The organism is Dysgonomonas sp. HGC4, from assembly GCF_001261715.1.
GTDB lineage: Bacteria > Bacteroidota > Bacteroidia > Bacteroidales > Dysgonomonadaceae > Dysgonomonas_A.
Genome location: NZ_CVRU01000119.1, coordinates 1 through 26,051 on the forward strand (window position 1 = coordinate 1; position 26,051 = coordinate 26,051).

Annotated in this window: 18 protein-coding genes and 1 riboswitch; of the genes, 14 read left to right on the forward strand and 4 right to left on the reverse strand. The window is 36.2% G+C overall.

The features are described from left to right. Positions 1-115 precede the first annotated feature (115 nt). Together HGC4_RS12165 and HGC4_RS12170 are read right to left on the reverse strand one after the other, a co-directional pair. Positions 116-1,372, reverse strand: a complete 1,257-nt coding sequence (locus HGC4_RS12165) for a cation:proton antiporter (protein ID WP_050710414.1) — start codon at positions 1,370-1,372, stop codon at positions 116-118. A 170-nt stretch (positions 1,373-1,542) separates the two neighbouring features. After that, positions 1,543-5,535 (reverse strand): hybrid sensor histidine kinase/response regulator transcription factor, encoded by a 3,993-nt coding sequence (locus tag HGC4_RS12170; protein WP_050710415.1) that lies wholly within the window; start codon positions 5,533-5,535, stop codon positions 1,543-1,545. A gap of 397 nt (positions 5,536-5,932) precedes the next feature. Here HGC4_RS12170 and HGC4_RS12175 point away from each other — a divergent pair, with 397 nt between their 5' ends. The 9 genes from HGC4_RS12175 (at position 5,933) to HGC4_RS12215 (ending at position 20,198) form a co-directional block, all read left to right on the forward strand. Then, complete coding sequence (locus HGC4_RS12175) at positions 5,933-7,570, forward strand: alpha-glucosidase (protein WP_050710416.1); 1,638 nt, start codon at positions 5,933-5,935, stop codon at positions 7,568-7,570. Positions 7,571-7,707: 137 nt separating this feature from the next. After that, positions 7,708-8,757 carry a glycoside hydrolase family 130 protein gene (locus HGC4_RS12180; RefSeq protein WP_050710417.1) on the forward strand — a complete coding sequence of 350 codons (1,050 nt, stop codon included), beginning with the start codon at positions 7,708-7,710 and terminating at the stop codon, positions 8,755-8,757. Further along, complete coding sequence (locus HGC4_RS12185) at positions 8,757-10,019, forward strand: MFS transporter (RefSeq protein ID WP_050710418.1); 1,263 nt, start codon at positions 8,757-8,759, stop codon at positions 10,017-10,019. Before HGC4_RS12180 ends, HGC4_RS12185 begins: the two co-directional genes overlap by 1 nt. Further along, on the forward strand, positions 10,000-11,739 hold the full coding sequence (locus HGC4_RS12190; RefSeq protein WP_050710419.1) for a glycoside hydrolase family protein: 1,740 nt from the start codon (positions 10,000-10,002) through the stop codon (positions 11,737-11,739). The genes HGC4_RS12185 and HGC4_RS12190 overlap by 20 nt, the downstream gene beginning before the upstream one ends. A gap of 69 nt (positions 11,740-11,808) precedes the next feature. Then, entirely contained in the window at positions 11,809-14,826 is a 3,018-nt protein-coding gene (locus HGC4_RS12195; protein ID WP_050710420.1) for a SusC/RagA family TonB-linked outer membrane protein, read from the forward strand. 37 nt (positions 14,827-14,863) lie between these two features. After that, positions 14,864-16,297, forward strand: coding sequence for a RagB/SusD family nutrient uptake outer membrane protein (locus HGC4_RS12200; protein ID WP_050710421.1), 1,434 nt, complete (start codon positions 14,864-14,866; stop codon positions 16,295-16,297). A gap of 17 nt (positions 16,298-16,314) precedes the next feature. Further along, positions 16,315-17,412, forward strand: coding sequence for a LamG domain-containing protein (locus tag HGC4_RS12205; protein ID WP_050710422.1), 1,098 nt, complete (start codon positions 16,315-16,317; stop codon positions 17,410-17,412). Between the two features lie 262 nt (positions 17,413-17,674). Next, positions 17,675-18,160, forward strand: coding sequence for a hypothetical protein (locus tag HGC4_RS12210; protein WP_050710423.1), 486 nt, complete (start codon positions 17,675-17,677; stop codon positions 18,158-18,160). After that, positions 18,150-20,198, forward strand: a complete 2,049-nt coding sequence (locus HGC4_RS12215; RefSeq protein ID WP_050710424.1) for a glycoside hydrolase family 65 protein — start codon at positions 18,150-18,152, stop codon at positions 20,196-20,198. Before HGC4_RS12210 ends, HGC4_RS12215 begins: the two co-directional genes overlap by 11 nt. A 75-nt stretch (positions 20,199-20,273) precedes the next feature. On the opposite strand, the gene HGC4_RS12220 is transcribed toward HGC4_RS12215, so the two are convergent. Together HGC4_RS12220 and HGC4_RS12225 are read right to left on the reverse strand one after the other, a co-directional pair. Next, positions 20,274-20,711, reverse strand: coding sequence for a GNAT family N-acetyltransferase (locus HGC4_RS12220; protein WP_082204169.1), 438 nt, complete (start codon positions 20,709-20,711; stop codon positions 20,274-20,276). Between the two features lie 11 nt (positions 20,712-20,722). Continuing rightward, the gene (locus HGC4_RS12225) at positions 20,723-21,178 is read right to left on the reverse strand and encodes an aminoacyl-tRNA deacylase (protein WP_050710426.1); all 456 of its coding nucleotides are present in this window, start codon (positions 21,176-21,178) and stop codon (positions 20,723-20,725) included. A 111-nt stretch (positions 21,179-21,289) separates the two neighbouring features. Continuing rightward, a riboswitch (TPP riboswitch) is annotated at positions 21,290-21,389 on the forward strand. An 82-nt stretch (positions 21,390-21,471) separates the two neighbouring features. Between HGC4_RS12225 and thiM the strand changes: the two genes are divergently transcribed. From thiM to HGC4_RS12250, 5 genes are all read left to right on the forward strand, one after another. Beyond that, on the forward strand, positions 21,472-22,266 hold the full coding sequence (gene thiM / locus HGC4_RS12230) for a hydroxyethylthiazole kinase (protein ID WP_050710427.1): 795 nt from the start codon (positions 21,472-21,474) through the stop codon (positions 22,264-22,266). After that, on the forward strand, positions 22,266-22,907 hold the full coding sequence (thiE, locus tag HGC4_RS12235) for a thiamine phosphate synthase (RefSeq protein WP_050710428.1): 642 nt from the start codon (positions 22,266-22,268) through the stop codon (positions 22,905-22,907). The genes thiM and thiE overlap by 1 nt, the downstream gene beginning before the upstream one ends. Next, complete coding sequence (locus HGC4_RS12240; RefSeq protein WP_050710429.1) at positions 22,904-23,557, forward strand: TenA family protein; 654 nt, start codon at positions 22,904-22,906, stop codon at positions 23,555-23,557. Before thiE ends, HGC4_RS12240 begins: the two co-directional genes overlap by 4 nt. Positions 23,558-23,608: 51 nt before the next feature. Then, the gene (gene thiD / locus HGC4_RS12245) at positions 23,609-24,421 is read left to right on the forward strand and encodes a bifunctional hydroxymethylpyrimidine kinase/phosphomethylpyrimidine kinase (RefSeq protein ID WP_050710430.1); all 813 of its coding nucleotides are present in this window, start codon (positions 23,609-23,611) and stop codon (positions 24,419-24,421) included. Positions 24,422-24,536: 115 nt separating this feature from the next. Then, positions 24,537-26,048 (forward strand): DUF4419 domain-containing protein, encoded by a 1,512-nt coding sequence (locus tag HGC4_RS12250; protein ID WP_242047168.1) that lies wholly within the window; start codon positions 24,537-24,539, stop codon positions 26,046-26,048. The last annotated feature ends 3 nt before the right edge of the window (positions 26,049-26,051 follow it).

Consider the following 26,051-nt stretch of genomic DNA (forward strand, 5'->3'; position numbering starts at 1 on the left):
TACATAGATTACTTAATGTACCGTAAGTTATAGATAATAACCTGCGGTGCATTATTCTTCTGAGAAAGACTATACTAAAACCGCTAGACATGCACGGTGTTAATCAATCCTCTTATTATATATTATCGTTTAGACCAACAGTCTTATCCTTCTTGTCGAATTTTTCAACTAGAAACATCAGTAAACTGAAAATAATAATACTAAACATAACACTTGCATAGCCTATGTTTTGAATTATTTCGCCTTCGTGTATTTGTTGTTCTGTTACTGCTAACTGTAAAGGCATTGAAGCCAATACTGCGGATACCAGCCCTTTTGGATTAAGTATGCTCATGATTCTTCTATCTCGGGATGAATAACCTTTTCTGCAAAAAAGAGCAATGGAAGGTATACGCACAATAAACATAAGGCATATAAATAGAACTCCCATTATTATATGATCCGACTCGGATAACTTAATGCTCATTCCTATATAAACAAAGAAGAACGTTTTGAAGATGAATGCAATTTCCGAATAGAAGTTTTTCTCATCTTCCATAAGTAGCATCGGATTTTTACGCTTTATGAAATTCTTCTCCGGATCTCGTTTCTCAAGAATATTGGAAAATTCATCAATATTACCCAACATAAAACCAAATGATAAGACTGCCATACCTCCATTGATATCTAAAAGTTCACAAAAACCATAGATAATAAATGCCAAAGCGAAAGAGGTAAACATGCTATTCTTTAGTTTAGTTATAACATATCGTCGTATGCTCGTCCAAAAATAACCAGTGGCAAGACCGATAGAGGTAGCAAAAAGAAGTGAGATTGCCATGTGTTTTATAGTATCAGCAACACTAAATGAACCACTATCCATTGCATCAAGTAGAGCCAATGCTCCTATTAGACAGACGATATCGCTTAATGCACATTCGAGAAAAACTACACTTTCGGCTTTCTTTCCTAACTTAAGTTGTTTTAGCATAGGTAGTATAATAGGAGTAGAGATACTACCAACGCAAGCTCCCATAAAAGCACTCGGTAATAAATCGAGTCCCAATCCATAATACCCTACTGCCATACCTACACCTACCGGAACGAGAAAATTAAATACGGTGAGGAGGCTTGCGGGACCGATAGCTTTGCCTATACCATCGAAGTTGAGTCGTGTTCCACTTTCATAAAGAATAACAATAAGAGTTATAGTCGTGAAAATTTTACCTAATCGACCTAAATCTTCGGGGCTGGCAAGGTGAAAAACCGGACCAATCAGCAACCCGACAAAGAGTAAAAAAAGAACATTCGGTATTCTGGTTTTCTCAAAAAGGGCATTAAAAATTAATGAGAAAAAAATCAGTGAACCAGTAAATATAAGTGCTACTTCCATTAAATATCTATTTTAATCAAACTTTAAACACTGGCTGGTTATACAATGTTCAGAGGGTATTATATCATTAAACTCAGAAACTATTCTTTTTATTAGATATACCGAGAGACTGTATATCGTTTTTTCGAGATCTGAAATTAAATGGAACTCTTTCAATCAGCAAATAATTATTAGTTGGGTGTATCATTGGCATCTCGGTATTCTTTGGGCGACATTTCGTATTGTTTTGCAAACTCCCGATAGAAATACGATTTGTTGGTGAATCCAGATTTAAACATAATCTCAGAAACAGTTAGTCGAGTTGATTTGAGCAGCTTCGACGCATGTGCAAGTCGTATTGTTCTAACAAACTCACTTGGAGTTTTATCTGTAAGCTCTTTTAGTTTCCTATAAAGAGTAGCTTTGCTTATACCTAAGAAGTCAGCAATAGAGTTCGGATTAAGAGACTCGTCATCCATACTGTTCTCTATGAAAGAAATTATATCTTCTAGAAATTTTTCGCCTTCTTGATGCATCGTAATTCCGTCTCTTACTACCTCGGAAGATATACTCGAATTGAAATACTCTTTTAATGTTGCTTGTTTGTTTATCAGGTTTTCAATAGTTGATAGTACATGACGAGGATGAAATGGCTTGCTGATGTACAAGTCGGCTCCATGCTTGTAAGCATTGATATGATCCTCTATTGTATTCTTTGCAGAAATACTGATAATTGGAATATGTGCAGTTTTAGGATTCGATTTTAATCTATCGATTAATGTAATTCCATCCAAATTGGGCATCATTATATCGCTTATTATAATATCAGGGCGATTAATCTCTATTTGGTTTAATGCGTCTTCTCCATCAACCGCTTCTTGTGTTGTATAATAGGGTGTAAGAATATCTTTAAGTAATTCGGTGATATTTTTCTCGTCTTCTACAATCAATATAGATACTTTTTTATTGGATTGTATATTAAGCAGGTAATTGCTCTGAGGTACAACATTCGATTCTTCGCTGACAACATTCGGCTTTACCATTAATAATGGAGGAACCACTAATGTAAACTGTACAGATTCACCATACTTGCTGGATACTGTAATTTTTCCCCCAAGCAATTCAGTCAAACCCTTCGTAAGGTTCAACCCTATACCTGTACTTACGGCACTTTGTACTTTAGGGGTATCATCAAATATTTTATATTTGTTGAATATCTCAGCCATTTGACTTTCGGTAAGTCCCTTGCCCGAATTTCGAACGGTCATATGTAATGCATTCTCATGTTCTGCATCCTGCCATACGTTTATATGAATATAGCCATTTCGTGGAGTGTACTTAAAGGCATTAGAAAACAGATTGAAAAATATTTTCTCCAATGAATCTCTATCTGTATTTATAGTAGATGTATTATTCACCGCCACCTGATAGTCTATCTTATTTTCCTGAGCCATCTCGATATAGTTATCGGAAACATAATCGGTTAATAACTTCACATCAATTGTTTCGGGATGTAAGGGGGTATGTCCCGTTTTTGTTTTTCGGAACTCCATCAATTCATTGATGAGTTTCTGCATCCGCTCTGCATTATTCTTTATAATCTGTATATACCGTTTAGTATAACTATCGAGTTTTACACTTTCGAGCAGGTGTTGGGCAGGTCCATAAATAAGAGTTAAGGGTGTAAAAAACTCATGTGCAACATTGGTAAACAAATTCAATTTAGATTCATATACTTTTTGTTGATGTTCTTTCTCTATCTTTTTCAGAAACAACTCTCTATTAAGTCTGATACGATTCTTAATTACCGATTGAGTAACATACAACGCTATAAGCGCCAATAAAACATAAAGCAATATAGCTATGGTACTAAGCCACCAAGGATGTGCCACACTTATTTGAAGTTCGTACATATTTTTACTCCAAACCTTATCTCCATTAGTAGTCCTTACTTCCAATTTGTATTTCCCCGGAGGTAGCTTGGCAAAAACAATATTCGGATTATTCCCGTTGTTAATCCATCCTTCGGTATAATTAGATAGGCGATAAGCGTATTCGCAGTTCTCATTGTTGATAAAGTCGCTTGCTATAAATGAGAATGTAACATAGCGTTCGTCGTAAGACAGTTGTAAAACTCCATCTTTAATCCTCTCATTGATATTTTGAGAGGTATTGTATATTTTCAAACTGCTAAGACTTAATATCGGATCGAAGTTTCGTAATTGTATATTATCAGGATTGAAATAACTAAACCCGCTTACCCCTCCGAAATAAAGATTATTGTCTTTGTCCTTAAGATAAGCACCATCCGAAAATTCATCATTCTGCAAACCATCCATAAGAGTATAATTGGCTATTTTGCCAGAAGATGAATCCAGACGAGAAATACCTTGATTAGTACTTATCCATATGTTGTTTGAGTTATCTTCTAATATCCCATGAATTGTATTGTTATTTAAACCTTCATTTTCTGTATATTGAAATATCTGTTTCGGATTGCTTTCCGTTTCCAACCGATTCAATCCATAACTAGTGCCTATCCAAAGATTCTGATCGCTACTGCTCAGCAAGCATAGTATATCATTATTTGTGAGTGGTAGGTCGCTATGCACATCTTCGAAATTCTCAAAAGTACCATTCTTAGTATTTACTTTATTAAGACCGGCCCCTCGAGTTCCAAACCACAATTCATTCTTATTACTCGAAGGAATAATGGTATAAATAACATCATTACTTAGCGATTTTCGCTGATCGGAGGAGATATATTGTTCTAAATCTTCTACTACATATTCATCATTTACTTTATTCAGTTTGATTCTTATCAATCCATATCCCGAAGTTCCTAGCCAAAGCAGAGAATCATTATTTGAGAAATAGATACTATAAATTGCTTTAAAAATGGGGAATCGAGAGGGGATATTTAATTTTTGTAAACGATTGTTTTTTGCATGTAGTATATTAATACCTTCACCTTCTGTTCCGATAAATATGTCATTCAGTTTATTTTTCTTGATTGAATATACCGAATTAGATATAAGTCCGTTACTGAGATTCTTATAGTCTGAAACAAACCCTGTTTCTCTGTTTAATAATTTGATGCCATCACCTTTTGTCCCGATTAATATTTCACCATCTGCATTTTGACAAAAACTTCTGACAGGATGATTCGTCTTTACAGTCTGAAAAGGAGAAGCATATTTGTAGACTTGCAAAACGCCTTGTCCATCACTTCCAATCCATAAGATATCCTGATTCCCAAAATACATAGTAAAGATAGGTACTCTATCAGAGACACCTTCTACATCCGTAAGTTTATCTTCTTTTTGATCATATTTGATACACCCACCCTCATAGAAGCTTATGTACAATATGTCTTTGTGATAAACAGCTTGCGATATAGATTTAGATAAATTGAAATCTAAATGTTTTATTAATGACAATGATTCATTTAGTATCGACAGTCCATTAGAAGAGGTTAAGATAAGCTTGTTTTCAGAAAAAAATATTCGGTCAATAAAACTATCACTTTTCACCTCTTTCTCATTGTTGAATGAGATTACGTTATCTCCTGTTTGCTTTACTTTATAGTATTTAAGAGTGCCATTATTTAAGAGAAAATAGGCGTTATCGTTGTTATCTATCAAGAAATCTTTAATCTCGCCTTTTATCTGAATATCTATAGCCTTGAACAGTTGAGCTTGATCGTCAAAATAAAACAAACCCTGTTCTTTCACAAACGAAACTACTTTTCGGGAGGATGTAAGTCCCAGCATAAACGATTTCTCTTGCTTAGGAACTTTGTGATCTGGTCCGAAAAAATAATTGGTAAATGTTTGAGTCTTTCTGTCCCACCGGTTTACACCATAGTCCGTAGAAACCCATAAATAAGAAGCATCTTGTTCTACAATCTGTCGTATAATATTGTTACTGATAGAGTGCTTGTTATTTTTATTATATCTGAATGTTTTAATATCTCTACCATTATAGGCGTTCAATCCATCCCATGTTCCGATCCAAACAGTATGTTCCGAATCCTCGAAAATGCAGTTAACCGAGTTGTTCGACAAACCGTTGATGTTTGATAGGTATTTTACAACATTTGTCGCATGCATAGGTAATGAGAGGGTTACGAATAACACTCCAATGAAATATTTAAAGGGAAATATTTTTAATAATTTTTCCATAGATACAGTTTCTTTTTACTAGCTGAAAGTGCTTAATGATACATCGTTAAATCACAACCAATAGTGATAGTTGTGTTCGAATGGATAATGAATTAAGGTTTCAGATCTTTTTTTGTTCAAAAGTTGCCTTTGTAAAACTACGAAAAATAACTGAAAACATGTTGTATAGCACCTGTATACTCTTTTGATAATATAGTGCACCTCATGGCTAGGCGTTCGCGATAGCTTTGTTTAAAAGAAACTGATTAGCGTATTACGCAAACAAACCTAAACCAGAACATTTAAAGAGTAACTCAAAAGAAGTATTACTAATAATATACTATCTAATTAGAACTGTACCAACTCTTCTGAAATATTAAAGTAAAAGAACAGAATACCTCTAAAAATAAAAATAGTTATGAAATCTACCTTATTGAATCTTACCCTTTTCTTCCTGTTAATAATGAATGTAAATACAGGAGTTGCAAAAGAAAAATCTATTGATAAAAAATGGTGGAAAGAATCTGTATTTTATCAAATATACATGCCTAGTTATGCAGATAGCAATGGGGATGGATACGGAGATTTTAAAGGAATGACCGATAAGTTAGATTATTTACAATCGTTAGGAATTAAAGGTATTTGGCTTACCCCGTTTCTGACTTCTCCGAAAGTAGATAACGGATACGATATTGCTGATTATTATGAAGTTGACCCAACATATGGTACTAAAGCCGATTTTGATATTTTTCTAAAAGAAGCACATCAAAGAGGTATTAAGGTAATCATAGATATGGTTCTCAATCATACATCCACTGATTGTAAGTGGTTTCAGGAATCAAGAAAATCGAAAGACAATCCTTATCGTGATTATTATATATGGAAAGATGAGCCCAACAATTGGGAATCATTATTTGGGGGTACAGCATGGCAAAAAGATAGCTTAACCAATCAATATTATTATCACAAGTTCGATGTAAGAATGGCAGACCTTAATTGGGCAAATCCAGAAGTGGTTAGTGAGGTACAAAACATTCTTCGTTTTTGGCTTGATGCAGGTGTAGATGGATTTCGATTAGACGTAATCAACTTTCTCAACACTGATGGAATTACAACTGATAACCCAACAAAAGATGGACAACAGGATCACGTAAACGATATAAATCAATCAGGAGTAAAAGATGCTATGCGGATTATAAAAGCCACAGTAAACGAATACGATGATCGTTTTATTGTGGGAGAAATAGGCAGCGATAAAATAGAGGTTTTAAGACAATACCAAGCTCAGGATTTATTAGATGTTGTTTTTAATTTCAATTTTGGGAGTATCGCATCATTTTCGGCACAACGCATTTTTGATGAATTGCAAAGTATGGAAGAAAACATGAGCAATTACCCGACTTTGTTTTTCGGTAGTCACGATATGCCACGAATGATAGATCGGCTGGCAGATGGTGACCAAGACAGAGCTACAGCATTGGCAGCCTTAATGCTTACCGCAAAAGGAGTACCCTTTATTTATTATGGTGAAGAAATTGGAATGCACAATATTATTGCTCAGAATTTCGATGAAATGGTCGATATACAGGGGCGAACACAATACAGACTGGCTCTAGAGGAGGGTAAGAGCCTTGATGAAGCTCTTCGCTTTGGAAACGAGCATAATCGAGATAAGTCACGTAGCCCTATGCATTGGAACGGAGATGCTTTTGCCGGATTTTCTAACGAAAAAACATGGATTAAAATTAACCCTGATTATAAAAGCTTAAATGTTGAGGCTCTAACTTCTCAAAAAGGTTCTATTCTTAATATCTATAAAGCATTAATAGCCTTGCGAAACAGTAAAAAAGTACTGCAATATGGCGAATACGAAAATCTGGAATATGAAGACAATCAAATTTCGTTTACCAGATCTTTCGAAGGCGATAAAATCACTGTTGTAATAAACTTCGGGATAGAAAAAGAAATAACACTACCCAAAGGAACTTCGGTACTAATGGGAAGTAAACACCTCAAACCAAATAGTTTTATTGTTTACAGAAAACTCAAAGATTGAGATTCTAAAACCTGAGAAAACATGTTGTAGAGCACGTGTATACTCTTTTGATAATATAGTACACCTTATGGCTTGTCGTTCACGATAGCTTTGTTTCGAGATAACAAAATAAACTAACCATATAAAGAATAAAAGAAATGGATATCGCAAAAAGATTCGCTCAAAACCCATTATTAAAACCTGCAGACCTTGAAGCAGGAATTAACGGAATGGAAATAACCTGTCTACTAAATCCGGGAGTTTTTAAATTCAATGGTAAAACATGGTTATTGCTTCGTGTGGCAGAACGCCCTACACAGAAAGATGATGTTATCAGTTTTCCAGTATATAATAAAGAAGGCAAAATAGAAGTTGTTTCATTCGGTAAAGACGATCCTAAATTAGACGCTTCTGATCCTCGTGTTATTAAATATGATGGAAAGAATTATCTAACCACCATGTCTTACTTACGTTTAGTGTCAAGCGAAGATGGTATTAACTTTAAGGAAGAAGCAGAGTATCCTCCTATTTTCGGAGAAGGAGATCTTGAAGCTTTCGGTATCGAAGATTGTCGTGTAGCAACTACCGAAGATGGATTCTTTTTGACATTCACAGAAGTTTCTTCCGTAGCAGTAGGTGTAGGACTGATACACACCAAAGACTGGAAAAACTATACCCGTCATGGAATGATTTTCCCTCCACACAATAAAGACTGTGCATTATTCGAAGAAAAAATAGGAGATAAATATTTCACGCTACACCGTCCAAGCAGTCCCGAGCTAGGAGGTAATTATATTTGGATATCATCATCGCCTGACCGTTTACATTGGGGTGGTCACAAATGTATTGCCACCACTCGCGAAGGAATGTGGGATTGTGCTCGCGTAGGTGCAGGAGCTGCCCCAATCAGAACCGAAGAAGGTTGGCTGGAAATTTATCACGGTGCCGATTACAATCACCGTTATTGCTTAGGTGCTCTTTTATTGGATTTGAACGATCCTTCAAAAGTACTAGCACGTAGCAAAGAACCTATTATGGAGCCTATTGCTGAATACGAACAAACTGGATTCTTTGGTAATGTAGTATTTACAAACGGTCATGTAGTAGAAGGTGATACTATCAAGATGTATTACGGAGCTAGTGATGAGGTAATATGTGGTGCTGAATTTTCAATCGCTGAGATCTTAAAATCATTGAAACAAGCATAATGAATAAATTAAAATCAGAATATTTGTTTTTCAAACAGCAGGAACCTAATATGCGTACCCTGCTGATGACAAACATGCTCTATGCTCTAGTACTACCTGTGGTAGAGATATTTATAGGAGCTTATATTATGCGTAATACAAGCGATCCTATATCTGTAGCTTTCTATCAACTGTTTATGTATGTGGGCATTGTAGCAACTTCTTGCCTCAACGGTTATTTGTTACGGATTGTTAATGTAAAAGTCTTGTATGCAGCAGGTATACTGGTAAGTGGTCTGTCTATGTATGCCATGATGACAATAAAGTCTTTAGGCTTTATGGAATTGGGTATTGCAGGCTTTTCGATGGGTGCGGCTGCCGGATTTTTCTGGACAAACAGATACTTACTAACATTGAATAATACGACAGACGAAAACCGAAATTATTTCTTTGGTTTAGAATCTTTCTTCTTTTCAATAGCTTCTATAACTGTGCCGTTGGTTATTGGTGCATTCCTTAGTCAGATAGACGGAGTAACTATTTTAGGTATAAGTTTTGATGTAAATCTGGCATATCAGGTAGTAACAATAGGTGTAATTGCACTTACAGTTCTAGCTACAATTGTATTGTGGAGAGGTAAATTCGTAAATCCCATTGAACGAGACTTCATCTATTTTCGTTTTACTGTATTATGGAGGAAGATGTTAGTGTTATCGTCTCTTAAAGGAATGGTGCAGGGTTTCTTGGTTACAGCTCCTGCAATCCTTATAATGAAACTTGTTGGCGACGAAGGTGCACTTGGGCTTATACAAGGTGTAAGTGGTGCTTTAACCGCAGTTCTGGTATATATACTCGGACGTATTGCTAAACCCGAAGACCGTATCAAAATCTTTACAGGAGGACTACTTATATTTTTTATAGGTACACTTTTTAATGGTGTTCTCTTCTCGGCAGTAGGTGTGATTGTTTTTGTGTTATGTAAGGTAATTTTCCAACCGTTATTCGACTTGGCATATTTCCCTATTATGATGAAAACAATTGATACCGTATCTAAAATTGAAGGTAGAAATAAGTATGCTTACATCCTTAGTCACGAGTTTGGCTTGTTTTTAGGAAGAGCATCAGGATTACTATTATTTATTTTCCTTGCATATGGCGTGTCGCAAGATTTTGCCCTTAAGTATGCACTTATAGTAGTAGCGGCATTACAACTTATCTCTTATCCTTTAGCTAAGAATATTATTAAGCAAACTAATATGATTGATGAAAATGAAAAAAACTAAGTATCTATTAGGTCTATTTGTTTTGGCTTCGTTTGTATCGTGTTCGAATACTAAAAGCGAATCGTTTGGAACGAAAGTCGCACAAGTATCTATTGCACGTGTAGACTCTATGCCGAATATGCCTAGTCCATACAAGATTCTTGATTGGGAAGCTAAATCGAAATCTTTCGACCGCTTCACTTTTGATTGGAATAATAAAAGCGAAGTAGGTAACCTCATCTGGTTAGATGATAGCAGACGCAATGTAGATCAAACTACATTCGGTTTATATACTGCATTGAAAGATGTCCGTCAAGGAAAAGATGCTAATAATGGAGAATTTCACGAAAGCTTAAACTCTTTGGCTGCTCTTTTAGGTGCAGGACTTGTAGGAATAGACAAAACAAATCAAGATGGTTATAACTATGTGAAGATGATTCAAAATTATTTCAACACCGAAAATGGTTGGAATATTGTGATGAACAACACAACTCCTAGCGTGGGCATGTTAGGCGGTGGATATGGCAGAGATTGGTGGTACGATGTATTCCCGAATGCTTTATTTTATGCTGTTTCCGATGTATTCCCGAATGTCGAAGGGGCAGAACAAATTCAGCGTACGGTTGCCGAACAGTTCGTAAAAGCAGACTCTATATTGAATGGTAATTACGACTATTCGTACTTCGACTATGCACAGATGAAAGGTATGGTAAACCATATTCCTTTGCAACAAGATGCGGCAGGGGGACATGCTTATGTATTACTTTGTGCATATCACAAATTTGGCGATCCTCGTTATTTGAAGCATGCTAAAAGTGCTGTTGAAGCATTAGTAAACCAAAAAGAAAGCCGTTTCTACGAAATATTATTACCTCTCGGTGCTTATACCGCGGCTTATCTGAACGCAACGGAAGGAACAAACTATGATGTTAAGAAATTACTTGACTGGACATTCGATGGTTGTAAAAACCCTGATGGACGTTATGGATGGGGTATTATTGTTGGCAAATGGGGCGATTACGAAGTAAATGGTCTGCAAGGTAGTATTACTGATGGTGGAGGTTATGCTTTCGGGATGAATAGTATCAAACCGGCTTGGCCTTTCGTACCAATGGTTAAATACCAACCTCAATATGCAAAAGCAATTGGTAAATGGATGCTGAATAATGTAAATGCAAGCCGTTTGTTCTTCCCTCAGGATATTGACGATAAACACCAATGGGCTCCAGAACTTAAGAATCTGACTGATAACAATATTTCGTACGAAGGATTACGTAAAGCCGACGATTATGGTAAAGCTTCTTTAAAAGGAGTAGAGCCTGTGGCAATTGGCGATGGGCCTAAATGGGCAAAAGGCAATCCAACAGAAAGTATGTTCAGCGTTTACAGTTCTTCTCCTATGGGTATTTTCGGAGCAATGGTGAGAAAAACCAATGTGGAAGGAATTCTTCAATTGAATTGTAATGTAACGGATTTTTATGCTGAACGTCAGTTCCCTACTTATCTGTATTACAATCCTCATAACGAAGAGAAATCGGTAAGCTTCGAGACTAAACAACCTGTTGACCTATTTGATATTGTTGCAAAAGAGTATGTTTCTAAGAATATTTCATCAGCATCCAATTTCAAAATTGGAGCAAATGATGCTCGTGTTTTAGTCGTTCTACCTGCAGGAACAAAACTTGCAGTTGAGAATGGTAAAATAATAGCAGATGGAAAATATACTATCTCATACCAATAAGGTTACCAGCCTTTTTATTTACATAGTATGAAAACAAATATTTTATGATATACCTAAATTAAATAAGCCATGTTAAAGAAAACATTATTCATAATGTTTCTATCGCTGACCAGCATTACTTTATTGGCACAGCAGATAAAAACAATATCCGGAGTTGTTACAGATGCAACTACTGGAGAAACCCTCATAGGGGTTGCAATTATTGAACCCGGAACCTCTAATGGAACAGCTAGTGACTTGGATGGTAACTATACTCTGGATGTGAAAGGAGATCGTATCTCGTTCTCTTATGTTGGCTATAAATCTGAGACCCTAGCAGTTCAAAACACAAGCACTCTTAATGTAAAGCTTGTGTCGAACTCAGAATTGGATGAAGTAATTGTAGTTGGTTATACCTCACAGAAGAAACGTGAGGTATTAGGTGCTTTGACAAACGTGAAGTCAAAAGAACTTACTCAATTGCCTGTTTCTAATACAACCGAGGCTCTACAAGGTCGTGTTGCAGGGGTACAGGTAACTAATGCAAGTGGAGCACCCGGTGCAGGAGCAACTATACGTATCAGAGGGGTAGGATCTATCAATTCATCTAATGATCCTCTTTATATTATTGACGGAATTCCTGCCAGTAATGGTTTGAACTCAGTAATACCTACTGATATTGAAAATATATCTGTATTAAAAGATGCATCAGCATCGGCTATATACGGATCTCGTGCTAATAATGGTGTTGTATTGATTACTACTAAAAAAGGAAAACAAGGGAAAGCCAAAGTTTCGTATAATGGACAGTTTGGTGCACAAATCCATGGCAGTTTAACTGAAATGGCTAATACATCTCAATATATCAACATCTACAATGCTGCCGCTAAAAATGATGGAAGAGAGCTTCTTGAAGGAAAATGGATGAAAGATTTCGCAAATGTAGATCACATGAAAGAAATTTTCCAAACAGGACTTATGACCATTCATGACGTGTCAGTAAGCGGAGGAAAAGACAAGTTTAATTATTTAGCTTCTGGTAGTTACTATAATCAAGAAGGTATTATTAAGAATAGTAAGTTCGAGAAATTTACAGGAAGTACCAATCTTAATTATCAGGCTACTAAATGGCTGAAAATAGGATTGTCGGCAAATGCTGGAAAATCTACAACCGATATAGTTCCAAGTTCGGGTGACGGATATGGAAATGACGAAGGTGGTAGTGTGGTTAGATATGCTTATATGCGTAATCCGGCAATACCTGTATATGATCAGAATGGCAAATTTGTGGACAAGCCAAGTGAATATTTTGGACATGCTATGTATGATACTTTCTTTGGTGAAGGTTACAATCCTTTAGGAGTAGCCGAAATGGCAGATCGTAAACGTGATGAAACTACAGTATTGAGTAAAATCAATGTAGAAGTTAAGTTACCATATAACTCGATCTGGAATACCAATTTTGGTATAGACTACAAAAAAAGTGAGTTGAATGCTTACAATCAAACATGGGGTACAAATGATCGTATAAATAACCCAAGTAGCAGATCTTTTGCCAGCAATGAAGATTTGGGTTGGACTCTAAACTCGGTATTAAGCAGCTCACATACATTCAACGATTCGCATCGTCTTACTGCAATGGTTGGTACTGAGGCTATCCGCTATAACGGAACAAATAAAAATGCAGGTTCTTCTATAAATGGAGACACACAATATAGTGCCGATTGGGCATCATCATTGCTTTCGTTCTTTGGAAAAGTAGATTATAACTACAATTATAAATATTACTTGTCTGCATTGATACGTCAAGATGGATCTTCTCGTTTTGCAGAAGGAAACAGATGGGGTACATTCTATGCTTTATCAGCAGGATGGGATGTAAATGAAGAGGAATTTTTCAAACCTCTTACGCCCGTTGTTAATTTGCTTAAACTAAGAGCAGGATGGGGTGCAGTAGGTAACCAAGATGTTGCACTCTATGCCTATACTGATAAATATATGCCTTATGCTAACTATCCTATTGGAGGAGGAGATCCCTCTTTAGGATATGTTCAAACTCAATTAGGTAATACCGATTTGAAATGGGAGACTAGTAACCAGTTAAATCTTGGTTTGGATATGGCTTTCTTGAATGGAGAATATGGTTTTAGTGCCGATTATTACCATAAAGTAACTAAAGACCTCCTTCTTCAAGCACCACTTCCTCCTTCAATCGGAAATGCAGCACCATATTGGGTGAATAGCGGAGAGGTACTTAACGAAGGTGTCGACTTGGAAGTATATATGAGAAAACAATATAAAAATGCTGGATTCTCTATTGCTTTAAATTGGGGATATTTGAAAAATAAGATGCTGAAACTAGATGCGCCTATTCAAGGAGGACGTGTTGATACTGGTATCTATGCAAAACTTATCGAAGAAGGCTATTCTCTAGGTTCGTACTATTTATATGAGATGGATGGAATCTTCCAAAATGAATCGGAGATTGTAAGATCTGCTTATCAAGGTGCGAATGTTCAACCTGGAGACGTTAAGTACAAAGACTTGAATGGTGATGGTGTAATTGATGAAAAAGACAGAAAGCATATGGGTAGTTCTATTCCAACTCAAACACTGGGATTAAACCTACAAGGAAACTTGAATAATTGGGATATATCGGTATTTTTTCAAGGTGCTTTCGGAAATGAAATATACCGTCAAATCGGTCATGAAACCGACGGATTTTATCGCGGATTTAATGTGTCTAAAGATTATTATGACAATTATTGGAGAGGTGAAGGTACATCTAATACACACCCAAGAGCTTCATGGAATGCAAAATCGAATAACGTAATGGTTTCCTCTCGCTTTTTAGAGGACGCATCATACCTTCGATTAAAGAATGTACAAATAGGCTATACTTTTCCTACTAAAGGAAAACTTATTAGTAATCTGAGAGTATTTGGAAGTGCTACGAACCTATTCACGTTCACTAAATACAATGGACTTGATCCCGAAATGACTGTAAGTGCTAACTCTTCAGGAGAAGGAGATAGAGGAAATGGTATCGATTGGGGTACTTATCCCGTAGCTAAGACTTTTACTTTGGGTGTAAATATGACTTTTTAAGGTCACAAACCTATTCATTACTTAAAAATAATTAGACATGAAAAAATATCTATTTATATTAGCATTAGCGGGAAGTTTTCTTTTCACATCGTGTGAAAGCTTCTTGGATGAGCCTCTGAAAGGGGAGCATTCTTCCGATAATATATTCAATACTCCAGCCGAAGCCGACCTTGTACTAACAGGTGTTTATAATAATTTGAGTTTCACCACTTCTTCAAATATGATATGGGTATTTGGTGATATTGCTTCGGATGATGCTGTAAAAGGTGGAAACCCCGGAGATCAGGCAGACATGACTTCTATTGATAACTTCGAAGTTAAATCGTCCAATGGAGTTTTATATACTTATTGGAAATTTACTTACGAAGGTATAAGCCGTGCCAACAATGTTATTACAGGAGTTTACAACTCAGGTATTGACGATGCTACAAAACAACAAATGATAGCAGAGGCTAAATTTATCAGAGCATATCATTATTTCAATTTGGTAAATATTTGGGGAAAAGTTCCTTTGAGATTGGTACCATCTTCACCATCTAACGTAAATTTAGGATTGAGCGAAGTGGCTGATATATACGCTCAGATTGAGAAAGATCTAAAAGAAGCTGCTGCTGTTTTACCTGCAAGTTATGACGCGGCAAATGCAGGAAGAGTTACAAAAGGAGCCGCATTTGGCTTATTAGCTAAAGCTCAACTCTATCAACAAAAATGGGACGAAAGTATTTCAACCATTGTGAATAATATTGAGCCTTTGGGTTATGATTTAGAGCCTAACTATGCTACATTGTTTAAACTGGGAGCAGAGAATAGTAAAGAAGTAGTATTTGCGGTTCGTCATATGAGTAACAAAAATCCAGGAGTAGGAAACTCGTTGAACCAATGGTTTGCTCCTTTAATTGAAAACGGTTATTATACAAATGCGCCTACTGCCAGCTATGTGGCTTCTTTCGACGAAACGACAATTGATGGAAAAACAGATCCTCGTTTAGATATTTCTATTGGTCGCGATGGTCACAATTGGGTAAACGGTGAGCCTTTCGATCCGACTTGGAGTACAACTGGTTATTTGATAAGAAAACACAATCAACCTGCATCTGAAGTTGCATGGGGAACAAAAGGTGATGGCGGACTTCCTTATATCTATATGCGTTATGCTGATATTTTATTGATGAAAGCCGAAGCATATACCGAAAAAGGTAATCTTTCGGAAGGTGTTGCTGCTTTAGATAAAGTAAGAGCAAGAGCCGGATTAGATAAAGTAAAAGCTGTAAGTCAATCTCAAATGAGATCAGCTATTTATACGGAACGTCGTAGAGAATTAGGGTTTGAATTTCATCGATTCTTCGACTTGATGAGATGGGGTCAAGAAGTTGCAAGTGCAGCTCTAGGACCTAATTTCAAATGGGAGTCTCCACGCTATTACTTCCCTCTTCCTCAAGCAGAAGTAGATTCTAATCATGGTATTAAATAACTTTAAAGAAACAGGTTATGAAACAGAATAAATTATATAAAATGGGTGTATGGGCAGTATCACTGCTGCTTATACTTCCCTTATTGGCCGGATGTAGCAGCGATGATAAAGAGGTGTTTATACCGGGAGACCCAACAGCATTAAAAGCTGAACTTGCAGATGCTTTCAACCTTTGGGAAACAGCAACTACTACGGAGTTTGAGCAATCGAGTTTAGACGAATTTGAAGCTAAGTTAAACCTTATTCAAAGTGTTTTAGAACAAGGTTCATTGTCAAGTCAGGATATAAAGAATATGACTATCCATCTTGAAGAAGCTAGAAATAAGTTTCTACGTTCGAGACTCATTGGTATTCCTGTTGAGGCGCTTATTGCAGGCTGGGGATTTGATGAAGGAGAAGGTTCATCTTTAGTGAGTGATGGTATTAAAAAACTTACGGCTAATTTAACTGCTGGTCCATCTCAAATATTTCCAATAACATCATTACCTGAGTTTGTAGAGGGAGTGAAAGGTAAAGCTATTCACTTTAAAAATGGTTCGCATCTTGAAATTCCTAATTATGCTCCTGCTGATTTCTTAGGACAACAATTGAGTATTGCTGTTTGGCTAAAGCCTGATGTAACAAAAGGTGGAAACTATGTAGCTTCTTTAAACTATTGGAATAACTGGAAATTCCAGATACAAGAACAAGGTAAAGCGTTCTTCACAGTTCAATCAACTCTAGGGTTTACAGATGCTGACAATGAATACGATCAATCGGTGGCTCCAGGTAAATGGGCACATGTAGTAGTTTCATTAGATCTTAGCAATCAGAAATTATCTTTCTATGTAAATGGACGATTGACCAAAGAGTGGACAAATACTACTAAACCTAATTTGGGAGGGGCACACATGCCGGCTTACATTTCGTCACTTAACAAACAATTGCCTCTGATGATAGGTGCTGCTACTACTTACGAAGAAGCATTGGCATCATGGGACTGGTCTGGATGGGATACTCCAACATCTTGGGATCATTTCGAAGGAGCAATGGACGAAATTAAGTTCTACAATATTGCTCTGGTTGAAGGTCAAGTAAAAGCTCTTTATAATGAAGAGATAGCACCTGTGGAATAAAGAATAAACAAATTGAAGTTTCTCACTTAAATATTAGAAAGCCACCTTTTTTCAAGGTGGCTTTCTTTATTTTCATAGATGGATGATGCTTAGATGTTGAATGGTATTTCTATCAAAATGTAACTGCATTGTGGAGAATTTTTAATTTTGTTTACAATAACGCCGAAGATATTATAATCATTTATTACTAGATTTGTTAATCTGTTTGAAGGGCGTATTTCCCTTATCTAAAAACAGGCTTGAACTTTAAAATACATCATATATGAATACCGATTTTACTGATATTACGAATGGAGTTCATCGGGTTGTAGAAACATGGGAACCAATACTTACAGGTTTACCTATTGACACAATTGGTGGATGTAAAAATAAACAGAGCCGCACAATTAAACAAATACTAGGTCATTTGGTCGATTCTGCATCCAACAATCATCAACGAATAGTAAGATTACAATATAATAAATACTTAGAGTTTCCCGATTATCGTCAGGATAATGACTTATGGATTGTAGTTCAGGACTATCAGCATACAGATTGGATTAATCTAGTGCAATTGTGGAAGTTTTATAACCTTCACATTATCCAGATTATAAAAACAGTAGACCATACGAAATTAAAAAACTATTGGAACGATTTCGAAGGGAATAAAGTAACCCTGCACAATATGATAGAAGGCTATCTAAGCCATTTGAATTTACACATAAACGAAATAGACCAACTAATCAAGAATTCACCTGATGAAGCATAAATGCACTTTATTACTCTTTATTATCCTAATTTCAGTCTTTACTCTTAAAGCCCAAAATCCGTGGATAATATCGGCGAATCAATCAGAGTTTAGTAACTATTATGGGGTTACGGTTGCCAATGGTATGATTGGTATTATATCTTCTCCCGAACCTCTTAAGGTAAAAGAAGTGGTTCTTGCAGGAGTATATGATATATACAATAGAGGGAGGGTGAGTAATTTTTTGCCTAATTATAATCTTTTAAATCTGAATCTATCCATAAATGGAGATTATCTCCATAGCGGAAACGTCTCTAATTTCAGACAAGAACTGAATATGAAAGAAGGGAGTTTCTCCGGATCATTCGATTATAAAAATATAGCTACGGTAACCTATTCTTATTATGCTTTGAGAAATTTACCTCATTGCGTTCTTCTTGATGTAAATATAAAAGCTAAGTCTGGCATAAAGATAGATGCAGAGAATGTATTAGAGACTCCATCTTCACTTAGAGATCAGCAGAACTATTATCACGAAATAGACAGACCTCACCTATATATTCCTTTGCTCACTTCTATTGCAGACAGTCCATCTAAGAATATTAAAGTTGCTGTTTCTAACACTTTCCTTTTCGAAGAAGCTCCTTTGTCTGAGCCTAAAATATATCATAAAGTAGAAGATAGTAACAAGCATAGTGCAAAGTTTGCTAAAGAAATAAAAACAGGGGAACAATACTCTTTTTCGGTAGTTGGAACACTGCTTTCATCTGTGCAGACTCCCGATCCTTTTAATCAAGCAGAACGTATGACCATATACGCAAAACTCGAAGGAAAGGAGCGCTTGCTAAACCGACATCAAAAGGCATGGGATAAATTATGGGAAGGTGATATTCAAATAGATGGAGATCCGCAAGCACAACAAGATATAAGGAGCATGCTTTATCATCTTTATTCTTTTACTCGTGAGAATACCGACCTTTCGCCATCACCTATGGGGTTGAGTGGATTAGGATACAATGGGCATGTCTTTTGGGATACTGAAATATTTATGTATCCTCCTCTCTTACTATTACATCCTAAAATAGCAAAGAGTATGATAGAATATCGCTACCGAAGACTTGATGCGGCCAGACAACAAGCTGCTATCTATGGCTATGCGGGTGCTATGTTTCCTTGGGAAAGTGCAGCGAGTGGAGCGGAGGAGTGTCCCGTTTGGGCATTGTCGGGAACTTTCGAGCATCATATAACAGCCGATGTTGGTATTGCAGCTTGGCAGTATTATTTGGTTACTCAGGATATAGAATGGTTAAAAGAAAAAGGATGGCCAATATTAAAAGCTACTGCCGAGTTTTGGGCAAGTAGAGTAGAACTAAACAATAAAGGACAATATGAAATTAAGAATGTAGTTGCGGCAGATGAATGGGCAGAGAATGTAGATAACAATGCTTATACAAATGGAGCTGCAATTAAGAATTTACAATATGCAACAGAATGTGCTGCAGTACTTGGAGTTGCGGCACCAAAAGAATGGAGTAAGATAGCAGATAATATTCCGATCTTTACTATGGAAAATGGCATTACACGCGAACATGATACATATACAGATCAGAAGATAAAACAAGCAGATGTAAATTTATTAGCGTATCCGCTTGGTATTGTAACGGACCAGAATCAGATAATAAAAGATTTAAAATTCTATGAAACAAAAGTTCCAGATAGAGATACTCCTGCTATGACACAAGCAATATTTGCCTTACTTTATAGCAGAGCTGGAGACGGAGCCACAGCTTACCATTGGTTTAAAGATGCATATTTACCCAATTTAAATCCTCCATTCAGAGTAATGGCAGAATATAAAGGAGGTACTAATCCTTACTTTGCAACCGGTGCTGGAGGTCTACTGCAAGCTGTAATGATGGGTTTTGGAGGTCTGGACATTAATCCTCAGGGAGGAATAAGACAATTAAGAACTGCAATGCCTCCTCATTGGAAGAAAGTAACTATTACTGGGGTAGGGCTAGATAAAAAGACCTATATTCAGGTGAATGACAAGAAATGATTTCTCTTACATGATATTGCAAAAAGAGCTGTGTTCTACAGCTCTTTTTGCGTTGGAAGAACATTAGCCTAATCTCTAAAGAGGCATTGTGAAGCTATAATGAGATTTCTTCATACCCTGACGTTCATAAAACAGATGTGCTCTTATCCGTCTTACATTTGTGCAGAGTTCTAGCTGTAAACAATTACTCTCTCTGGTAATCTCTTTAGCTGCCTGAAAAAGCAAATCACCAATTTTTAATCCACGAGAAGGTTCGTGAATAATCAATTCTACTATCTCTGCTATTTTTCCTGCATGATGAAGATGTTCCTTTATTTGCAAGGACAAAAATCCTGTAACCAATTCATTCTTCTGAGCTACTATAAGGTGAAAATTACTATTAGAGATTTGCCTTTTATAAATCTGAGTAAAAGCCTCTTTGTCTAACTTGGTATCTTCTAATTCACAAACTAAATCGTAAATAGAATCTAAATCTGTTTGCTCAGCCTTTCTTATTATAGTATTCTCCATCATTATATTCTAAACTATTGAATTTCTATTTCTACTGTATTGTTATTTAATCTAATAACATCCTTTGGGTTTATCTTTAGGGTCTGAAATTGAGCTCCCGTTCCTCCATAAATGTAATCAAAAGCCAAAAGCCTTTTATCAAATAAGCAAGGTAATTTGTGTCCAATTAATGGTATAGTACCTACTTCATATCCTGTTATTTTAAGTATATCTGATTTTTCGACTAATTTCATTTTTGAAAAGCCTAAATCTTGTGCGAGCTTTTTAAAATCAAGACGATTATATTGATTACTGACAATTAAAGCATAAAACCCTTTCTCCGTTTTTACAATAAAAACGGGAGCGGCATTGCTATAGTCAAAGTATCTGCTGGCATCTTCCGTTTTCAAAATAGGCTGATTATGTTGAATTATCTCATAATCGCACTTCAATGCTGTTAGTAATTCTGATAACTCAAATAAAGTCAGCATATTTTTTCACGTTTATTTTATACAATCACAAAAGAGAATGTAATTTATTAAATGAATTTATATTTCGGTCATAAATCCATTCAGTTCAGATATTTTTTATAAGTTTGTAGTCATCACTGTTGGGGGTGTTCTTTCGTAGAAAGAGCTGAGATTAGACCCTTGAACCTGATATGTTGTAATTGACATCGTAGGGAAACGGTTGACTTTTTGAATAATCATCACATCGATATATTATTTATAAAGCCGTTTCGTATTGCACGAAGCGGCTTTTTTTTATTTAGATTCTAAAAGGTATGATAAATATCCAAAACTTAGTAAGAGATTTGAATCTGGTCAGAGAAAAATCTCCCCTCATCCATAACATAACCAATTATGTAGTGATGAATAACACGGCAAATGCTCTTTTGTCCATTGGTGCATCACCTGTTATGGCACATGCAGTGGATGAAGTTTCCGAAATGGTAAATATTGCATCTGCCCTCGTGATTAACATCGGTACTTTAGATACCGACTGGGTTAAAGCTATGCTTATTGCAGGAAAAGCAGCACAAGCGAAGGAAACACCTATCATCTTCGATCCTGTTGGAGCAGGAGCAACTTCGTATCGAACCCAAGTATGCCAGCAAATACTAGAGGAGTGCAAACCATCAATAATCAGAGGAAATGCTTCTGAGATTATGTCTTTGGTAAACAGCAATATTAAGACTAAAGGAGTAGACAGCACAAGTTCATCCGATTCGGCACTTGATTCTGCTAAAACTTTAGCTAAGGATACAGGTGCAGTAGTTGTTATAAGTGGGCAAACCGATTATATTACCAATGGACAAATAACAGAAATGGTGTCAAATGGTAATACGCTGATGTCTTGGGTGACAGGCATGGGATGCACCGCTACTACTATTGTAGCAGCATTTGCTGCTGTTAACCCTAATATGTTAGAAGCGGCAACTCATGGAATGGCTGTAATGGGTATTTCTGGAGAATTGGCGGCTGCGAAATCGCAAGGTAATGGGAGTATGCAGGTTCATTTTCTGGATGAATTATTTAATCTGAATGAAAACACACTCCGAAATAAATTGAAATTGTAATGAAATCATTTGACTTAACTCTTTATCTGGTTACCGACAGATCGCTTTCTCTAGGGTGGACATTAGAATATGTTGTAAGCGAAGCTGCAAAAGGAGGAGTGACTATGGTGCAACTTCGTGAAAAGGATTGTTCTACTCTTGAATTTTATCAACAAGCAATTCTTCTGAAAGAATGTTTACGACCTTATAATATCCCATTGATTATCAATGACCGTTTAGATATTGCTCTGGCTTGTGATGCTGAGGGTTTACATATCGGACAAAGTGATATGCCTTATGCAATTGCTCGAAAACTGTTGGGTAAGGATAAGATTATCGGTTTGTCGGTAGAATGTCTGCAAAATGCCATTGATGCAAACGAATTGGATGTTGACTATATCGGCATATCGCCTGTGTTTGGAACTTCCACCAAAACCGATACAGCTCCTGCTCTGGGATTAAGTGGTATACGGGAGATTCAGAAAATAAGTAAACATCCTATTGTGGGCATCGGAGGAATTAATCAAACCAATGCTGCCGATATAATTGAGGCAGGTGCTGATGGTATCTCGGTAGTATCGGCAATAATGTCGGCAGTGAATCCGAAAGAATCGGCTTTACAACTTAGAAGTATAATTCAGAAGACAAAAATTAGCATATGAAATGGAGTGAAGAAGCATGGCAGGCGATTGAACCAGTCTACAAAAAGATACAAGAATTGTCATTTATAAAAGAATTGATGAATGGCACACTCGATAATAAAAAGTTTATATTCTACATTCAGCAGGATGCTATTTATTTGGCGGACTACGGCAGAGTGTTGATCGCTATTGCTTCGAAATTGAGTAATCCCAGACATATCGAAGCTTTTATTCATTTTGCAGGAGAAAGTGTTGCTGTTGAGAAGATATTACACGAATCGTTTGTACACGAATTGGATAAAAAAGAGAAGATAGAAGCCTCGCCAAGTTGCCTGCTATATACTTCTTTTTTGATGAAGCAATTAGCTAATGCCCCAATAGAGGTGTCTTTGGCAGCCGTTTTGCCTTGCTTTTGGATATACAAAGAGGTGGGCGATTATATATTGGCAAATCAGACTAAAGGTGAAAATCCATACCAAAGTTGGATAAATACTTATGGAGGAGATGATTTTGCCGAGTCGGTAGAGACCGCAATCTTCATCTGTAACGAGGTGGCAGATACTTGTACACAAGCCCAACGTAAGGCAATGACAGATGCATTTGTTATGTGTTCTAAATTGGAGTGGATGTTCTGGGACAGTGCCTATAAACAGGAACAGTGGCAAATATAAAGTCTCATACCGTTGTATTTGATTAGTAAATAAAAATAGAGAAAACAGATAATGAAAAAACGATATAAACGGGCACTAACCATTGCAGGTAGTGACCCAAGTGGAGGAGCTGGCATTCAAGCCGACTTGAAAACGTTTTCGGCATGTGGATGTTATGGCATGACGGTCATTACAGCGGTGGTAGATGAAAATACAATTGGCGTGACTGATGTGCATCCTATTCCTGTTCCTTTTGTTTCAGGGCAAATAAAATCGGTATTGGATGATATTGGAGCAGATGCTATTAAAATAGGTATGCTTCATTCTTCGGAATTGATTCGAGCTGTGAAAGAAACACTTCTGAAATATAATATAAGTAACATCGTTTTAGACCCTGTAATGGTGGCTACTTCAGGTGATAAACTATTGCAGGATGAGGCTATCGAAACACTTAAAAATGAATTGATACCCTATGTTCGTGTTATTACACCAAATATTCCCGAAGCAGAAATTTTGATCGGACAAAAAATAACAAGCCAGTATGATTTGCCTCTGATAGTAAAAGATTTGTCTTTCAATCGGTCGGTTTCCGTACTATTGAAAGCAGGTCATCTGACAGAAGATAACCTTGTTGATGTGTTTTATAATGCTGAGACTGATGAAGTAATAGAACTCAGATCAGAACGTATTCAAACACGCAATACACATGGTACAGGTTGCACATTTTCATCTGCTGTAGCTGCATTCCTTGCTCATGGATTATCCTTGAATGATGCCGTCAGAAAAGCAAAAGAATATATGACGAAAGCAATAGCAGTGGGTGCGGAATATGAGATTGGAAAAGGACATGGTCCCGTGCATCATTTCTTCAATTTCTGGGAATAAGACTTTAGATCCGTTTGATTATTCGTTTGCAAACCCTTTTCATGAGTTAAATTGTAGAGTAATAATTCATATATTTACTTTCAAATTTTAAGGTAAAATGAAAAGTCTATTAATAATGAAAACATATAAATATTTTCTGATAGCCAACTTATTGGGCATGTATTCCTGTATTAATGCTACAAAAATACAGGAGATAAAAGCCAATAATAACTCCATTGACGTAATTGATGATGATAATGTTATATATCCAGTCCATACCCCCTATCAGAATAGTATGTATGCTAACAAGAAAATAACTTTTAAGGTTGAAGATCTTAGTAAACCAGATGGGGCTTTGGAGGAGCAAGATCTATACGATATATTTGAGAACATAATTAGGGATGATTTAAATAAATCAAAGGGGTATTCCAAGGTAAAGAATACTGATATTAATTATAATATCAAAGCTCATTATAATGGCCCTGATAAATTAGTTAATTTTGGTAATCACTCATTTTTTAGAGGAATATACAGTGCTTACGCTGATCACCGCCCCTTTGTTTTATCGCCTGATATAATATGGCTACTTATTTCTCAAGGATTTGCTAATCATGTAAATAATAACAAGGAGGAACTACGGAAGCAATTGGTTAACTTTGACAAGAAAGCTACACTTGTTGTTCATTATAATTCAGATGAGATTCCTACATGGGAAGATATGTTCGCTAGCTTCCCTACCCAAATTGCACATTTCACAGGAAATGAACTAATCAATAATTTAACCCACGACTTCACTACAACAACACCTGTTATTAAAACAGTCTCAGAAGTTACAATTATGTCTGCAACCGAATCTTTTTTCGAATATCAAACCAGCTGGTTCCTCTGTGGCATACCCGAAATAACTTTAGAGGGAACACCCGAAGATTGGGAAAAGGTCTTGAAAAAAGCAAAATACTTAAAGAAATATAAGTTAGATTGGTGGATAAATGAACTAGAGCCTATACTCGAAGAATTTATCAGCGCATCTCAAGGAAATATAAAAAAAGAATTCTGGCAAAATATATTCAAACATCACGAGGCCGAAATGTGTGGTGATCCGGAAATTGTTGATGGATGGATTGTGAAGTTTTTCCCTTATTTATCAGAAGGGAAAAGAACTGATTTGAAAACAATATCCTTAGGAGACAAATTGTCGCCCGAAGTTGTGAAAATAAATTTGCAATACAAGTTTTCGAATGGCAAGGAGGACAAAATTATTCCACTTGAAATATGGGCTGGGTTTATTGGACTTCTTCAAGATAAAAATACATTCGCATTAAAGCCTGAAATAGGTTGGATGGTACGTAAGAGTGATCCTCAGGATAAGGTTCTTAATTATTATTTTGATAATACTAGTTCTGGAGGTTTTTACTCTTTTAAAACAAAAGAAGTTCCGGATGAATTACTATTACTAAAAGAGGCTGCTGATATCGTAATTTATTTTACAAATAAAATAGATATACCGGAAGAAATGGCTAATATAAAAATTGAAAGCCTTTCGTTATACGGTGAAATATCGAATAAGGAAATAGAGCGTATATGCAAAATGTTTCCTGATACTGAACTCGAAATTAATAGTATAAAATATACTAAATCCATCAAATAGTTG

Excerpts from the sequence above, each read along its gene's own strand:
- HGC4_RS12195 (WP_050710420.1), top strand. The coding sequence starts at position 11,809 with ATGTTAAAGAAAACATTATTCATAATGTTTCTATCGCTGACCAGCATT.
- HGC4_RS12190 (WP_050710419.1), top strand. The coding sequence starts at position 10,000 with ATGAAAATGAAAAAAACTAAGTATCTATTAGGTCTATTTGTTTTGGCT.
- HGC4_RS12200 (WP_050710421.1), top strand. The coding sequence starts at position 14,864 with ATGAAAAAATATCTATTTATATTAGCATTAGCGGGAAGTTTTCTTTTC.
- HGC4_RS12215 (WP_050710424.1), top strand. The coding sequence starts at position 18,150 with ATGAAGCATAAATGCACTTTATTACTCTTTATTATCCTAATTTCAGTC.
- HGC4_RS12175 (WP_050710416.1), top strand. The coding sequence starts at position 5,933 with ATGAAATCTACCTTATTGAATCTTACCCTTTTCTTCCTGTTAATAATG.
- HGC4_RS12185 (WP_050710418.1), top strand. The coding sequence starts at position 8,757 with ATGAATAAATTAAAATCAGAATATTTGTTTTTCAAACAGCAGGAACCT.
- thiE (WP_050710428.1), top strand. The coding sequence starts at position 22,266 with ATGAAATCATTTGACTTAACTCTTTATCTGGTTACCGACAGATCGCTT.
- HGC4_RS12165 (WP_050710414.1), bottom strand. The coding sequence starts at position 1,372 with ATGGAAGTAGCACTTATATTTACTGGTTCACTGATTTTTTTCTCATTA.
- thiD (WP_050710430.1), top strand. The coding sequence starts at position 23,609 with ATGAAAAAACGATATAAACGGGCACTAACCATTGCAGGTAGTGACCCA.
- HGC4_RS12225 (WP_050710426.1), bottom strand. The coding sequence starts at position 21,178 with ATGCTGACTTTATTTGAGTTATCAGAATTACTAACAGCATTGAAGTGC.
- HGC4_RS12240 (WP_050710429.1), top strand. The coding sequence starts at position 22,904 with ATGAAATGGAGTGAAGAAGCATGGCAGGCGATTGAACCAGTCTACAAA.
- HGC4_RS12210 (WP_050710423.1), top strand. The coding sequence starts at position 17,675 with ATGAATACCGATTTTACTGATATTACGAATGGAGTTCATCGGGTTGTA.
- HGC4_RS12250 (WP_242047168.1), top strand. The coding sequence starts at position 24,537 with ATGAAAACATATAAATATTTTCTGATAGCCAACTTATTGGGCATGTAT.
- HGC4_RS12205 (WP_050710422.1), top strand. The coding sequence starts at position 16,315 with ATGAAACAGAATAAATTATATAAAATGGGTGTATGGGCAGTATCACTG.
- HGC4_RS12220 (WP_082204169.1), bottom strand. The coding sequence starts at position 20,711 with ATGATGGAGAATACTATAATAAGAAAGGCTGAGCAAACAGATTTAGAT.
- HGC4_RS12180 (WP_050710417.1), top strand. The coding sequence starts at position 7,708 with ATGGATATCGCAAAAAGATTCGCTCAAAACCCATTATTAAAACCTGCA.
- thiM (WP_050710427.1), top strand. The coding sequence starts at position 21,472 with ATGATAAATATCCAAAACTTAGTAAGAGATTTGAATCTGGTCAGAGAA.
- HGC4_RS12170 (WP_050710415.1), bottom strand. The coding sequence starts at position 5,535 with ATGGAAAAATTATTAAAAATATTTCCCTTTAAATATTTCATTGGAGTG.